The organism is Pedobacter heparinus DSM 2366 (genome assembly GCF_000023825.1).
In the GTDB taxonomy this organism is placed as follows: domain Bacteria; phylum Bacteroidota; class Bacteroidia; order Sphingobacteriales; family Sphingobacteriaceae; genus Pedobacter; species Pedobacter heparinus.
Window position 1 is genome coordinate 3,703,156 of the sequence record NC_013061.1, and the last position, 14,339, is coordinate 3,717,494.

The 14,339-nt window shown below is 44.1% G+C and carries 10 protein-coding genes; 3 read left to right on the top strand and 7 right to left on the bottom strand.

The features are described from left to right. Positions 1–2 precede the first annotated feature (2 nt). A complete protein-coding gene (locus PHEP_RS15420; protein WP_015808907.1) occupies positions 3–1,172 on the bottom strand; it encodes a helix-turn-helix domain-containing protein in 1,170 nt (389 codons plus the stop codon). A gap of 97 nt (positions 1,173–1,269) precedes the next feature. On the opposite strand from PHEP_RS15420, the gene PHEP_RS15425 reads away from it, so the two are divergent. Continuing rightward, a complete protein-coding gene (locus PHEP_RS15425; RefSeq protein WP_015808908.1) occupies positions 1,270–2,022 on the top strand; it encodes a hypothetical protein in 753 nt (250 codons plus the stop codon). A 21-nt stretch (positions 2,023–2,043) separates the two neighbouring features. Further along, the gene (locus tag PHEP_RS15430) at positions 2,044–2,577 is read left to right on the top strand and encodes an outer membrane beta-barrel protein (RefSeq protein ID WP_015808909.1); all 534 of its coding nucleotides are present in this window, start codon (positions 2,044–2,046) and stop codon (positions 2,575–2,577) included. Positions 2,578–2,634: 57 nt separating this feature from the next. Here PHEP_RS15430 and PHEP_RS15435 read toward each other — a convergent pair whose 3' ends face one another. Beyond that, positions 2,635–3,513 (bottom strand): serine hydrolase, encoded by an 879-nt coding sequence (locus tag PHEP_RS15435; RefSeq protein WP_015808910.1) that lies wholly within the window; start codon positions 3,511–3,513, stop codon positions 2,635–2,637. Positions 3,514–3,644: 131 nt separating this feature from the next. On the opposite strand from PHEP_RS15435, the gene PHEP_RS15440 reads away from it, so the two are divergent. Beyond that, positions 3,645–4,292, top strand: coding sequence for an NAD-dependent epimerase/dehydratase family protein (locus tag PHEP_RS15440; RefSeq protein WP_015808911.1), 648 nt, complete (start codon positions 3,645–3,647; stop codon positions 4,290–4,292). Positions 4,293–4,308: 16 nt separating this feature from the next. Here the strand turns inward: PHEP_RS15440 and PHEP_RS15445 are convergent, their stop codons facing one another. The 5 genes from PHEP_RS15445 to PHEP_RS15465 are packed head-to-tail and all read right to left on the bottom strand — an operon-like array spanning position 4,309 to position 14,313. Beyond that, entirely contained in the window at positions 4,309–6,195 is a 1,887-nt protein-coding gene (locus PHEP_RS15445; RefSeq protein ID WP_015808912.1) for an ulvan lysase-like protein, read from the bottom strand. A 3-nt stretch (positions 6,196–6,198) separates the two neighbouring features. Further along, positions 6,199–8,967: a tetratricopeptide repeat protein gene (locus tag PHEP_RS15450; protein ID WP_036674180.1), complete on the bottom strand. Its 2,769-nt coding sequence runs from the start codon at positions 8,965–8,967 to the stop codon at positions 6,199–6,201. Between the two features lie 2 nt (positions 8,968–8,969). Next, a complete protein-coding gene (locus PHEP_RS15455; RefSeq protein ID WP_015808914.1) occupies positions 8,970–10,694 on the bottom strand; it encodes a glycoside hydrolase family 88/105 protein in 1,725 nt (574 codons plus the stop codon). A gap of 15 nt (positions 10,695–10,709) precedes the next feature. Then, positions 10,710–11,474 (bottom strand): 6-phosphogluconolactonase, encoded by a 765-nt coding sequence (locus tag PHEP_RS15460; protein ID WP_015808915.1) that lies wholly within the window; start codon positions 11,472–11,474, stop codon positions 10,710–10,712. A gap of 7 nt (positions 11,475–11,481) precedes the next feature. After that, on the bottom strand, positions 11,482–14,313 hold the full coding sequence (locus PHEP_RS15465; protein ID WP_015808916.1) for a TonB-dependent receptor: 2,832 nt from the start codon (positions 14,311–14,313) through the stop codon (positions 11,482–11,484). Between the last annotated feature and the right edge of the window lie 26 nt (positions 14,314–14,339).

The following is a 14,339-nucleotide window of genomic DNA, read 5'->3' on the forward strand; positions in this document are numbered from 1 at the left end:
GATCAGGTTATGCTATTTTGGGTCACATAGCCTGTAGGTGTATGTCCGGTATGCTTTTTAAAAGCCCTGTAAAATGTAGTTTTTGACCCGAAACCACAGTTATAACCAATGCCTTCAATGGTGATGTTCAGTTCGTTGATATTCCTTAACTGCTTTTTGGCTTCTTCAATCCTGAATGAATTGATCAGATCAAAAAAGCTTTTATTGTAATAACGGTTAATGACTTCCGACAATACATGTGGCGATAGTTTTAATACATCGGCCATCTGTCTGAGCGACAGGTCTTCATCAAAAAGCAGCTTATTAGATACCAGGAATATCTCTATCGTATGCCCATACTCTTCTACCTGTGCAGGAGATAAGGCCGATTTCTGGTAGCGCTCTGTAACCGGCAGTGGCAGCTCCGGTTCGGAGGCTAGAGGCAGGTCTTCCGGCAGGGCCAACGGGGCAAATACCACAGAATAATTTAATGACTTGTATACAATGATAAAGTAAATGAAGGTACTGAAATAGGCTATGCTCAACTGGCTCACCTTGGTATCTGCAATGAGGATAGTTACCGGTGCAATGATACAGCTAAACACCATTAATATGACAATCAAATCTTTAAGCCAGCCCAGCTGCAGGCGTTTTACATTGGAATAAGAAGCTTTAATGCCAGCGGTATGCCGGTTTAGTACACGTATGGATGCAATAAGGTAAAAGAGCAGGTAAGCCGTCATCCCCATTAGCAGCAAAAGGTTAACGAGTGTATATTTTGTTTCGCCCCTGGTATCTGCATAATAATAATTATGCAATTCCCCTGCTTTTTTAGTAAGCATCAGAAAAATCAGGTTTATCACAGAAGGAATTAAAATAAGCCAGTGTGGTCTTGATTTTTTTAACAGTTCCCGTTCCCCCGTCATGGCCCTCACATAAAAATAAAATAAAGGGCCCAGTGCCGACAGGACAATCCCCATAACCGGATCCAGGTATGGAATTTCATTTAAGTACCCTTTTTGAAGCACAAGGTGCTGCACATGGATAAAAGAAAAACCCAGCAGGAACAAGGCAAGGATCTGGTCGGCAATGCTTCGGTTCTTTTTAAAGAACAGAAATAAACACAGCAACCAAAGGTGCAGGCAGCAAAATAATGACAGATAATAGGAATAGTCAAGGTTCTGGATTGCCATACTACAATACTATAGATAAAAAATAGGTTTCACCTTATAAAGTGGAACTTTTTGTCAACGGATTATCCGGTTGTTTGCTCAAACAAATAAAAAAAAAATGAAACACTATTACAAAAAACTACCGGCAATTTTATTCCTGTTCGTACTGTCGACGAACTTTTACGGATGTAAAAAAAGTAAAAAAGAAACACCTGGCTTTACCTGTACCAGCTGTAAAACAATACCTGATGCTAAGGTCGAGAACAACAGCCTCAGCAAAGGGGTGTACAAAGGGGTTGTTATGGGGTCGACAGGTGTAATCAGTATCGACATCATGAACAACGGGACTGGTATGCAGGCCACCATGGTGCTTGACGGGCTGACCATTAATTTTACCTCGACTGCGGTGTGGACTAACGGACAACCTTTGGTAGCTGATTTTACTGCTGTCAGCAACAGTAAGACCTACAGTTTCAGGTTCACAGTAGCGGCCAATGGCGGCTCACCTGCAGCAGGCTCCTTTAACATTCCCGACCATCCGTCCATCTTTTTCCAGTTGGTCAAAGAAACTTCAGACAATCTGATCAAATGTTACGAAGGCAGTACCGAAGGCGTTAAAAACTCAGGGGCAAAACAATCCGGCAGCTTAAATGTGATCGTTTCCAGCAAAACCAATACCTGGATTGGCCTGTCGAGAGATGCGGCTTCCAACAGCTCGACAGTTGTTTCCGGAACCATAACCGGCACAGTGATCAACTGCGATTGCGGTCCGGAAACTACCGTTAAGGGCACTTTTAGCAACGATGAGATCAAAGGAACCTATAAAGGATCGGACAATAGCGGCACCTGGAGTGCAAAAAGAACATTATAAACAATTAACCAAACAACCAAGATGATGAAACGACTTACATTAATGATCGTACTGGCCTTTACAGGCATTTTAAGTAGTAACGCACAAAACACCAGCACCGGAAGCTTCAGAAAATTCAGGATAGGCCTTGGCCTGGAAGGTGCTTTACCAGGTAAGGGCTTAAAAGATGGCTATAGCATTGGTGCCGGCTTAACCTTAAGGGCCCAATACAATGTTACACCAGAAATTGGCATCACCCTGGCTTCGGGTGCCATTGCCTTTATTCCTAAAGACATCAAAAATTCTGATGCCAAAGCTGCGCTGGACATTCCTGTAAAACTGGGTGGAAAATACATGATAACCCCTGTTTTTTATGCCATGGGCGAAATTGGCTTAAGCTCCCTCCGTGTGTTTTATACGGATGCTGAAGACAAGATACAAAGCACCAAAGGTTCCAGTTCTTTTACTTATGCACCTGGGGTTGGGTTGCAGCTGGGTGGTTTCGACATCGGCATCAGGTATGAAGCTTTTGAGAACGCCGGTTTTTTCGGAACCAGGATAGGATTTAATTTTTAAAGCTGAACTGATTTACTCCTTTTTAACACTTAAGTGTTAAAAAGGAGTATCAAAGGCTTATCGAAGCCCCGCAGGCTCATAATATTTCCATAATAGTGCCGATACCTTACGGATCAGCTGTTCGGCTTCATTATCGGGTGTCCAGCTCTGGTCTTTTATGTTTTTTGTACCTACATAAAACACATAATCACCATGCGGTGCATTTACCAGTACCACTTCAGAGCGGGATTCATTTACCGCACCACTTTTAGCCGCGGCCTGTACATAAGGCGGTATTTGTGCCAGGGCGTTTTCATCGTAATAGCCCTTGGTCATCAACCTGTACATTCTCTCACTGGCAGCTTTACTGATGATTTCACCTTTGCGGATCTTTACCAGCAAAGTAGCCATCTCACGTGGTGTGGTTTGCCCCCATCCGTATATTTTCCAGATCGCTTCCCGGCCCTTTGTACGGGAGTTTACACGTGTATCTTTAAAACCATATTGTTCCAGGACTTCGTTAATGCGCGCGCCCCCGCCAGCCAAACGCTGGTTCCATAAAGAGGTGGTATTGTCGCTGTAGGTCATCATTAAATTGGCCAGCACACTCAGTTCAGTTGCCGAGCTGTCCTTAAAGAACTGCATAATCCCTGAACCCCCATACTTGATAGAATCCCGGTACATTAAAGGCTGATGGTAACTGAGCTCCCCTTTTTCGATTTTATCGAACAATCCAATCAGGATGGGCACTTTAACAATACTGGCTGTAGGAAAAATACTGTCAGTATAGATACCGGCCTGTTTACCTGTTTTAAGGTTCATGGTATAAATACCTACCGTACCCTTAAAACCACTGATCAGGGTATTGAGTTCTTTTTCTAGTTTATGGTCTGTTTTGATTTGCTGGGCGAAAGCAAGCACCGGGAATAACAGTAAAGCAATAAGTATTTGTTTCATTTGGGCTAAAGCAGGGTTTAGGTTTTAAAATATTGATGGAAATATACGGTTAATAATAATTTTGTATCATCATTTATCGTATAAATAATGATACTTTAGTATACGGAATAACACATTTAAATCAATAGAAAATGAAAGTAATCTTAACCGGTGCAACAGGTATGGTAGGTGAAGGTGTTTTACTTGAATGCCTGGAAAACCCTGCAGTCAGCAAAGTCCTGATGGTAAACCGGAAGGCATCACCGGTAGCACACCCTAAGCTGGAAGAATTGATTGTGCCCGATTTTACGAAACCGGAACCATATGCCAGCAGCCTTAGCGGTTATGACGCCTGCTTTTACTGTGCAGGGATCAGTTCAATCGGGATGAACGAGGAACAGTATACCCATATCACTTACGATACTACACTGGCTTTTGCAAATAAACTGGCAGCCCTGAACCCTGGCATGGTATTCACTTTTGTTTCAGGAAGCAGTACCGACAGTTCTGAAAACGGTAAAGTTATGTGGGCCCGGGTAAAAGGAAAAACAGAAAATGCATTAATGAAACTCCCTTTTAAAGGAGCATATAATTTCAGACCCGGGTTCATGAAACCTTTTAAGGGCCAGAAAAACGTAAAGGCCATTTTAAAACCCATCATTTTAATATTCCCCCTTCTGTTTCCTAAGCAATGCTTAACCCTTAAACAGGTTGGCCAGGCGATGATCAATGCAGTACTGAAAGGGTATCCCAAACAGATACTGGAAATAGCAGACATCAGGGAATTGGCGGGAAACTAAGCGCTGAGATCATTTTTTACTTCACTATTGAAATCTCATACCTGATCTCCTGTTTAAAACTACCTGCAACAGGCTTCAGTTCCAGTTCCAAAGGATAAGCCTTTAAAGCCGGATAGGGTGCCCAGTAGTGTGCCGCGTCCCCTCCCATCTGGAGCACCGCATGCTCAGAAAGTAGCTTAAACCTGAACTTTCTGCTCCCTGCGTCAATTAAAACCGTACGGTCATCAACTTTTGTAAATACTGTGCCCTTATAATTGACAATCGGCTCAATGATCTTTATAACCGGCCGGGCATCATGATAAACCAGGTTTATGGTTTTTACCAGGGCCGTATCTGAAAACAGATAATTGATGGTATATCCAACCCCGGCAGCCAGCCAGTTTTTATCCTTTAGCTCACCTGCAACAGTAACTTCAAATTCATTGCTGCCAACCTGCCCCGCTTCCATCCTGCAGTCAAACTCAAAGAGGTTGGTAAAATACCCCAGGCTATCTGTAAATTCTATTCTTGGCGTTAAGGATTTGACACCTGGCGCTTCAGGAAAACTCATGGGCTCTGGCCTGGAATATGCTGTCACACTGGAAGCCGTTAAATAGCCATGGTCCTTTACCCATAAATTAGAAATGGTTCCGCCTGCCGGACGGTACATATATTTACTTTTTGCCCCGGCTTTATAATCCTTATAGCCGTAAGCTGTAATGGTTGCCATAAAATTTGCAGTGCGGACCTGGGTTATATTTACGGTTTTAAACTGTTTTAACCAGCCGGTCGCCTCGGTCGGCAAGCTTGCCAGCACCCGGTTCTGTTGTGTTTCCAGCTCGTAAGCCATGGCCAGGTTTTTGGCCTTTGTAAAGCTCGGATAAATGCATGGAGGATGGGCCATTACTTCCTCGTGTTGCGGGCCATAAGCAATAAGGCCATTGGGAAGGATATTTTTGCGCAGATATTGCAGGTTCTTTAAAGAAGCCATGCCATACCTGGGATCTTCATCGGCATACAAAGAGAACAAAACCTGACAGCCATCAGAAGTAGCACCACCATAAGTAGTCCACTTATTGGAACGGATACCCCAGGAATTGTCAAGCGAGCCATCCGGATAAATAAAATAAAGATGACTTTTGAGGGCATGTTTAACCGTATTATTTACTAAAGTATCACCGGTCAGCTTTGCATAAAAGCCCAGGCCCCATAAAGACATTTCCATGCTGTAACCCAGGTCGGCCCCCAGTTTACTGGTATAGTTACGCCCCCCCTCCCCATTTAAAAAGCCATCTTCATCCATTTTTGAAATGGTACGGTGTGCAAGTTCAGTTGCCTTTTTTATATACTTTTCATCCTTTAAAAAAAGACCTGCTTTGGCCAGTGTGGAACAGGTAGTGGCTACGTAATTGATGCTGGCAAACTCAGGTGTCATTACCCTGTATAAATAACCGGCAGCTTTTTGTATGGCCAGATGCCAGCTGGCCTTTTCCGTGGTGCTCAATTTTGCAGCGATATGATCATAAGCCAGCATCAGCATTAAAACCTGATCGGTAGTGGTGCCCGTCCATTCCTCGGGTGTTTCTTTCCAGCTGCCGTTTTGCTCCTGCTGTCTGATCAGCCAGTTTCCGGTACGTATTGCAGCTTCCAGATACTTAGTTTCGCCCGTAATTTTATAGCTAAGGGCAAAGGGATATACCGCTTCCGAAGCACGGGTATGCAATACCCCATCATAATCACATTTCAGTGCCCCAAAACCAGGATCCTTTTTATCTTTCAACTGATGGTCCAGCAACACATCAGCCAGCTTAATCAATGTAGAGGCATATTCCTGCTTAAGATTTACAGTCTGCGCATGGCTTACTGATGAAGTAAAACCTGCCAGCAGTAACACTAGAAATGCCCGTAGCTTATACACTTTCATGTTTTACCTGTTTAAATGATAAGACGCCGTATTGTTTAAGGTAGTGATTTCGGGCTGGTCTGTAAATATTTTAACAGAGAGTTCCGACACTGTTTTACCCGCAGGAAGCTTAAAGCTGACGGTTTTAAAGCGTGGGTTAAGATCGTTCGGTGCTTCAATATCAGCTATGGTATGCATGCCGATCTTCTCTCTTGCGTTCCAGAGCTCAACCCTGATGTTTCTGGCCTTCACATTTCCTACGTTATGGACTTTAACGGTAATTGTATCCTGGCTAACCAAAATATCGCGACTGGAAAGTGCGGGATCCGCAGCCTGATCTGTTTTCGGGCCTGCTTTTAGCTGCTCAATAAACACTGCCTGAAGTTTTTTAGAAGGCACCTGTAATTGTACCTGGTTTACCCTTTCTTTTAGGACAAGCATACGCTCGGTTCTATCCGCATCTATTTCTCCGTCGTCATTGCTATCAGTACCTGTTGTCAATCTGTATACACCGGGTTCCAGCAGCCAGGTTTGCATGGTTACAGTACGGGCAACCCCAAAGTTGTACAGAGAAATCCTGGCCGATACAGCATTACCGCCACGCACAAATATCCCCATATCCGGTCCGGTATTCTTCCAGGTAGCCACTGTTGAAGGGTACTCATAGCCCGAACCGAAATGTCCTGTATACATACCAAACAGCAGGTCGCTACCCGGCACATAGACCCGGTCAGTATATTTAACCTCGTTGGTTAAAAGGGGAAAGTTGTACCTCAACGAACCCAATACTTCCTCAAATCCACGATGGATATTTTTCATATCTTTACTGATGAGGTATTTGTTGTAAGGATTTCCATGCTCGGCAATAAGCTGGTCATATTTATTGCTGTGTCTTACCTGGCCGGCCATAGCAAATACATCGGCCATGGGGTTATCGGAGTCGCCTTTATCTACCCCTCCTTTCAGCAATACCTGTTTTACCCAGTCCAGCGAACCCTGTTCAGGTTTTTTTGGCAGCTTTTCTTGTTTTGCTGCCAGCATCAGGTCATAACAGAAATCAACAGGTTTCAGAAAAGCTGTATTTTTGGTGAGCCCATACATACCGATCAGTTGGGCATGCATTTCATTAATGTGGCCCAGGCTTTCCCATTTATAGTAATCGTAGGCCAGCCCTGGATCGTACCATTTGCCGGTATATGTCCCTATTCCATCACTAGCAAAAGCAATTGCTGCAGGCATAATTCCTGCAGGCTTGCCATTTGTGGCCCTTGCGGCATCCGCTACCCAGGCATTCCCCCATTCGCTGAACAATTTGATCAGGGTAGGGTTCCGGTTATACCAGGCTGCCCATAAACCCGGCAAAACTGCCCTGGCATTTAAAGGCACGTCTACGTTCATGGGGGCCTGTTCCAATACTGCTGTTGCAGAAAGGTAGCATGACTTAAAATGACGGTGACCGGATGGTGTAAGGCCTGTCCACACCTTTCCAAAATTCTGCATACTGATCAGGCAGCGCTCTATGTATTCCGGATCGCCATAACGGATCATAAACATGGAAGGATGAGTATCCCTGAACAGTTCCGCCGAATGTTCAACATCGTCTATCTTTTTGGCAAAGCCCCGTTCCAGGATACCGCTGTTCCAAACCCCATCTGCCAGGCGCATATAACCTTTTTTTGCAATGGCATCATCGGCGCCCAAAATTGCGGGCAGCCACCAGCGCAAAATTTCTACATCGTCCCCATATTTTCCGCCCAGTTCCCCATTGGCTTCCTGTTTTTCATTTACCCACCAGTAAATCACTTTTAGCATCCGCTGCATGGCCTCGTGCTGGTTAACAGCCCATTGCGGTGCAGCTTTCAGGTCCACGTTATTTGCAACTTCAAAAGGGATCTTTTCACCCAGGTACATTTTGATCAGGTCTGCATCCGGATATTTCGTTTTAAGTATGGTAAAATATTTTTTAGCCTCGGCGTCGTGGTAAGGGTCATAATCTTCCCGGTTCAGCCAGTAATGGATTTTTGCCAGCAGGTAAATGGCTTTATCGTAAAGGGGATCATTTTCTGAGGCTGCAATCTGTTCCAGCATATCTGCAGCAAGGTACATGCGAAAAGTAAAATTGATACCGGAAGTTTTAGCAGACCTTGACCATGCACCCAGGTCGTAATAATAAGCAGCCTTTAAGTATTTGGCTGCAAAATCCCCCCCTGTTTGCTTCGCTGCTGTAGTATCTTGCTCAAAGCCGGTAGCTGTGCTGATATTTTGCCGGCCTATAGGCCTGAATTCAATATTCTGCACCGCAATTAAAGTATTTGAACTGATTTTAACCACAGCTTTTCCGTTGCTGATGGTGATTTGCCTGTTTACACTTTTAATGGGGATGCGGTACCAGGGTGTAATCACACTATCAGCAATCAAACCTCCGTTAAAATAAACCGACTGATTTAAAGGATTTTCTTTATTGTTGCCCAGGGTAAGTGTTAAAAGATAAGTTCCATTGGGAACGTCTGCCCTGAAAATCAGACTGTCCTTACCCAAAACCCCATCCCGGTTAAGGTCGTTGTTCCATTTACCGGCAAGGGTATCAAAAGCACCGGTTGGCTTGTTTACCCAGCCATAACCGGCTTTTTCAGTGTACATGGCACCCGGATGAACGGCAGTATAGCCCGGGGCTACGGCAGAGCTGTCGGTTCCCATATCGTACAGATAACTGGCGTTACCGGAGTCTGCAGTACAGGCAGCAAAAGCAAGTGCAATTCCCGAAAAAAACACTATTATTCTTTTTAACTTCATCGTCATTGCAGCTTTGAAATTTCTATTCCCGCAGTGATGACAGCACCCATACCGCGCGGATCATTGTCTATCGTTTTTCTTTTCATATAAAACTCCTGATCGTAACCAATGTCGGTTCCCTGGCAAATGCCCTGCACCACACCGTTTTCATCAATCTTGGTTTTAACGGCTTGCCAACCTGCAATCGCATTCTTTTTATAGGCAGGGCTTAACCAGCCTTGTCTTACCCCCCTGGCCAATGCCAGGGTAAATAAGGCCGTACAGGAGGTTTCCTCATACGAATCGGCCCTGTCAAGTACCTGGTGCCAGAAACCGTTTTTATTCTGGTAACTTATCAGCACTTTCATCTGCTGTCTGAAATTCTGAAGTACCTGTTGATAAGCAGGATGGTTTTTGGGTAATTTTTCAAGCAGTTCAGCTGTTGCCCATACCACCCAGCCATTGGCCCGTCCCCAGTAAGCGGCCGAGCGTTGCTGGCTATGGTTAAACCAGGCATGTTTATACAGACCCGTTGCAGGGTCGAGCAGGTATTTCCTGAAGTTCAATACCTGTTTGGCAGCATCGTCGTAGTATTTAGCATCAGCTGTAATCTTTGCCATCTGCAGCAGGAAAGGTACGCTCATAAACAAATCGTCGGCCCAGACTGTTGATTCAACAGGTTCAGGGCGACAAAAAGTACCATCCTTTAACCTGAGCTGTTCTTTAGCTACATAAGCTCCTATGGGCATTACCAATTCTCTTACCTTGTCATCCTTTTCCCTTAAATATTGTTCTGCAAACGGCAAAACGGGTGCCCCGGTATCGTCCAGCATGGTGCGCCTGAATATGCGGTGGTAACTGCCGCGCCAGGCAAACAGATTGTTGTACTGATAATCGGAATAAGGCAGTTGCCGTAGGGTAAAATTAATATACTGCCTGGCAAAGGCACTGTATTTACCATTGTTGTCAAGCGCCATGATACTCCATACCATTGTACCATGCGAATAATGCCAGTCGGTATAAGGGTCGCGCTGGTAGGCCGCCGTGGCCGGCGTTTCCAGTTCAGGAATAAAGCGCTGCGAACTTTTAGCCCAGGTCAGCACCCTCCCCTTTTCCATTGTATAATCCGGCATGCCCTTTTCGGGCAGCCGGGTATTGCTAACTGGACCTAAAAGCATCCAGGCTGTATTTTGATTGTCCTCTTTAATTCCTGAGCTGAATTTTGCAGCAGCATCCAGGTCGCCCTCTTTTGTAGCCGGCATCAGAAATACGACAGGCAATGCATTTGCCCCGGGTGTATAACAGATCACTACTTCGTTATCACCCTTTTTTAAGCGTGCAGAAAAACTTTTATTGAAGGTAAAACGATTATAAGAAATCTCCTTGGGGATTTGAATAACCGGGTTCTCTTCATGGTATACCTGTTTTCTGTTTAACCAGATGCTGAGCTTGCCGGCATAACTTAAGCCAAAACTTACAGTGGTATCGCTGATGGCTGTAAGCTGGCTTTTCGCATATACCTGTTGTGCTGATGCAGGCTGTAAATTTCTGAAATCAATCACCTGCAGGCCCAGTACATCTTTCTGGGGAACCAGTGTAAAAGCAAAACGTGTATCAGCAATAACCTTATCTGCTACTTTTTTAGCTACAGACAGTGCATCATTGGACTGGGCGGATACAGCTAAAGAGGCGCCCGTTAAAATTAAAGTACCTGCTATGACAAAAAATAACCTGCTAAATAAGTTCATTGCTTTATTTAAATTTTAAAGGATTAATGATGCACTGTCCTGATCTAAAAATAGCGTTGCGTCGGAATGGGTCCTTAAGGATGTAGAAGGATATTTTGCAGTAATGGACTCATTGAGTGTATATTTTACCGCCTGTGCTTTATTTTTACCTGGCACCATACAAAAGATGTACTTCGACTGCAGCAAGGCCGGAATGGTCAAGGTATAAGCCAGGGAAGGCACCTCAGCTACCGTAGGGAAACAACCGTCATGTACCTGCTGTACTTTGCAGGGTTCGTCCAGATCGATGATCTTGACCAGTACCGGATCGTTAAAATCGGCCACATGCGGATCATTAAATGCCAGGTGTGTGTTTTCGCCTATGCCCATAAAGGTAATATCCGGGGGCATCTTTTCCAGTAAAGCTGCATAACGCCTGCTTTCTGCTTCAGTATCGTTACCATCTTCATTCAGGTAATACACCTTTTTAAGGGGCAGTTTTGAAAAGATCTTCTTGTTCAGAAAATTGCCGAAGCGCTGGGGATGTGTTACAGGCAAACCGGTATATTCATCCATATGAAAAGCATTTACGCGGTTCCAGGCAATGTCCTTTTCAACTGCAATGGCCTCAAGAAACTCATTCTGAGAAGCTGCAGCAGCAAAGATGATGTTTACCTCATCTTTGTGCTGCAACAATTCCCTGAGGCATTGCGCTGCCAAATCAGCAGCGCTTGTCCCCATTTCTCCCCTCGTATTGTAAACCTTAACTTTTAACTTGTCTTTTAAAAATTCTTTAATCATATCTTAATTAATAACGGTATTTTAATCCGGCACGGGCCGAAAAATCATAAAATGTATTGGTAAAAATTCTTGAACGCTCGCCAAAGTATTCTACCTGAGGCTGGTTGGTTAAGTTCACCCCCTCAGCATAAATGGTCAGCTTTTTGGTGATGCGGTAAGAAGCATTCACATCTAACTGGTAACGCGCAGCCCTGATTACATCAGTAGCATCATCTGTACCTAATGTTGAAGTATAAGCACCATTATAGTTCAGATTTCCCTGCAGTGTAAAACCTTTTAAAGTGTAAGAAACCGAACCATTGGCGGTATGATCTGCTTGTCCTGGTAAGCGAAGCTTAGTTCTGCCCAAAGCATCAGCTCTGGAATGGGTATAGGTATAGTTTGCATACAGGGAAATACCTTTCAGAATGCCAGGAAGAAAGGTAAGATTGGTTTGTGCGTTAACTTCTACACCAAATACTTTAGCCAGATCTCCATTGTAAGCTTTGAAATATTGGTAACCTTTATATGCAGCTGCATCAGGAAACTCAGTACCGGTTAAATTAATCACGCTATTGTACTGAAACTTATCAATGTGTTTATAAAATGCACCAACAGAAAGGATGCCCAGGTTACTTAAATATTGCTCAATAGACAGATCGTAATTGGTAGCAAATGCAGGTTTCAGATCCGGGTTACCATCAGTTAATGTTTGGGCCAGGATACTTACTACACGACTGGGTACCAGATCATTAAAATTAGGCCTGGAATAACCAAAAGATACAGCGCCACGTGCTACTGTATTTTTAGCCAGGTCATATTTACCCTGCAGGTTTGGTAAATATTTGGTATAGTTGTATTTAGAATTAACAGGCACAGAAGAAGTGAGAAACCCATCTTTATCCTGATTAACCAGTTTGGCGTCATAATCTACATCTGTTCTTTCTACCCTCAAACCACCTAACAGCATTAACCGCTTAAATTGAATACGATTCATCAGGTATCCGGCTACTACATTCTCCTGTGCATCATAGAAGTAAGCATCAATTGATATTTTCTTCTGGTCTGCATTCTGTGTAAAATAAGAAGGATTGTTGTAAAAAAAGTCTATAGTAGCATCCTTATCCACGTTCAAACCGAAATTGATGTTGTTATCCAGAAAATCTGCATCGAGTTCTGAATTTCCTTTAAAATTATTGAGGCTACCTACGCCAGCAGGCCCGCTATAGTTGGCAACAAATGTACTTGAGGGTCTGAAACGCTTGTTGCTCATCCTTTTTACTTTTGCACCCATTTTAAAATAAGCATCATTATCTCCTATTTTGTAGGGATAAGTAAGGTTTAAGCGTGCGACAACATTGCGGCCTTGTGTTTTAAAATCGTTCGCTTCAATGGTATTATAATTATATAAAGCTGCGTTATTTTTGGCATCAGTGGAACCTGTTGCCTGGATATAATCACCAGATATATCGGTAATCGTTAAAGGAACATTACCGGTAATATAATTAAAAGCCGCAGCACGCTGATCAAAATTAGAAGCCGTTAAAAATATTCCTCCATCTAGTTTAACCTTACTTAACATGGTTTCACCTTCCAAACTGAAATTGATATTGCTGTTTCGCATTTGTCTGTCCAGCACCTCATTGTAGCCCCTGCCTCTTGTGGTGGTATAAACACCATTGGCAAAAGTGGTATTGGCGGTTTGCATACGTGTACGTTTGCGGTAGCGGGTAGCATCGTTGTCCAGACTGTTAAAGGTTAAATTCGCCACAATGGAAGTAGTTGGGCTAAAGCTATAATCGATGGTGGTGGTTGCCCCCATACGGGTACGTTCATTTTCCAGATAAACGAGACGGATATCTGTAGGGAAATAGATGGAGTCCTTGTTACCAATAAAATCTTTTTTCTGCCAGGCCTGTGCATTGATCTCATCATAGCCATTGTTTGTTTTGTAATAACTACCAGATACCGTAACCCCCAGTTTACCGTTGGGCATATCATCCGTTGCACCATAACGACGGCCAAAGCTGATGTTGCCAATGCCGTTTGAATTGTTGCGCAGCTTGTTATAACCACCACCTAAGTCGACCGACAACTGTGGTTTTAAACTGATGGCAGTAGGTGTTTTTAAGTTAATTGCACCCGCAATGGCATCCCCATCCAGGTCAGGGGTCAGGGTTTTGATAACCTCCATAGAGGCCAGCACATTTGCCGGGATCAGGTCCAGCTGTGCATTACGCTGGCCAAGCTCCTGCGTACCCATAATCTGTTCGCCATTGATATTGATATTGGTATAGCCACCGGGTGTACCACGCAGCTGTACCGTTGAGCCTTCACCCTGCTCACGGCCGATTGTTACACCCGGAAGCCTTTGCAGCGATTCAGCTACGTTGAGATCAGGGAAACGTCCCATCAGATCGGCCGAGATCACCTGCTTGATGTTGTCGGCATTTCTTTGCTGGTTCAGGGCTTTCTGCTGTCCTTCTATTACCCCGGATACTGTAACACCCTTTAAAGCAACACTGCTGGCTACCAGCCGGATGTTTTGTACCAGTGTTTGTCCGGCTTTCAGTTCAACATTGGTTTCAACAGGGCTATATCCCATATAAAATACGGTAACTACATAATTGCCTGGCTGCAGATCGTTCAGTTGAAAATCACCAGTGGTACTACTGGAAACACCTTTATTTGTACCCTTGATCTTTACAGATGCTCCGGGCAATGCGCCTCCTTGCTCATCGATCACTTTACCCCTGATGTTGCCCACGGTTTGGGCATGTGCAGGAACACTTATCCCTGCGACGGAAATGATAACCGCTAATATCCACATGAGATATGATTTAAGAATAGATTTTTTCATGACAAGTTTTGTTTTGGGTTTGGTTA

Bases quoted from the DNA above. Each gene is read 5' to 3' on its own strand.
- PHEP_RS15455 (WP_015808914.1), bottom strand. From the start codon at position 10,694: ATGAACTTATTTAGCAGGTTATTTTTTGTCATAGCAGGTACTTTAATT.
- PHEP_RS15450 (WP_036674180.1), bottom strand. From the start codon at position 8,967: ATGAAGTTAAAAAGAATAATAGTGTTTTTTTCGGGAATTGCACTTGCT.
- PHEP_RS15460 (WP_015808915.1), bottom strand. From the start codon at position 11,474: ATGATTAAAGAATTTTTAAAAGACAAGTTAAAAGTTAAGGTTTACAAT.
- PHEP_RS15435 (WP_015808910.1), bottom strand. From the start codon at position 3,513: ATGAAACAAATACTTATTGCTTTACTGTTATTCCCGGTGCTTGCTTTC.
- PHEP_RS15445 (WP_015808912.1), bottom strand. From the start codon at position 6,195: ATGAAAGTGTATAAGCTACGGGCATTTCTAGTGTTACTGCTGGCAGGT.
- PHEP_RS15430 (WP_015808909.1), top strand. From the start codon at position 2,044: ATGATGAAACGACTTACATTAATGATCGTACTGGCCTTTACAGGCATT.
- PHEP_RS15425 (WP_015808908.1), top strand. From the start codon at position 1,270: ATGAAACACTATTACAAAAAACTACCGGCAATTTTATTCCTGTTCGTA.
- PHEP_RS15420 (WP_015808907.1), bottom strand. From the start codon at position 1,172: ATGGCAATCCAGAACCTTGACTATTCCTATTATCTGTCATTATTTTGC.
- PHEP_RS15440 (WP_015808911.1), top strand. From the start codon at position 3,645: ATGAAAGTAATCTTAACCGGTGCAACAGGTATGGTAGGTGAAGGTGTT.
- PHEP_RS15465 (WP_015808916.1), bottom strand. From the start codon at position 14,313: ATGAAAAAATCTATTCTTAAATCATATCTCATGTGGATATTAGCGGTT.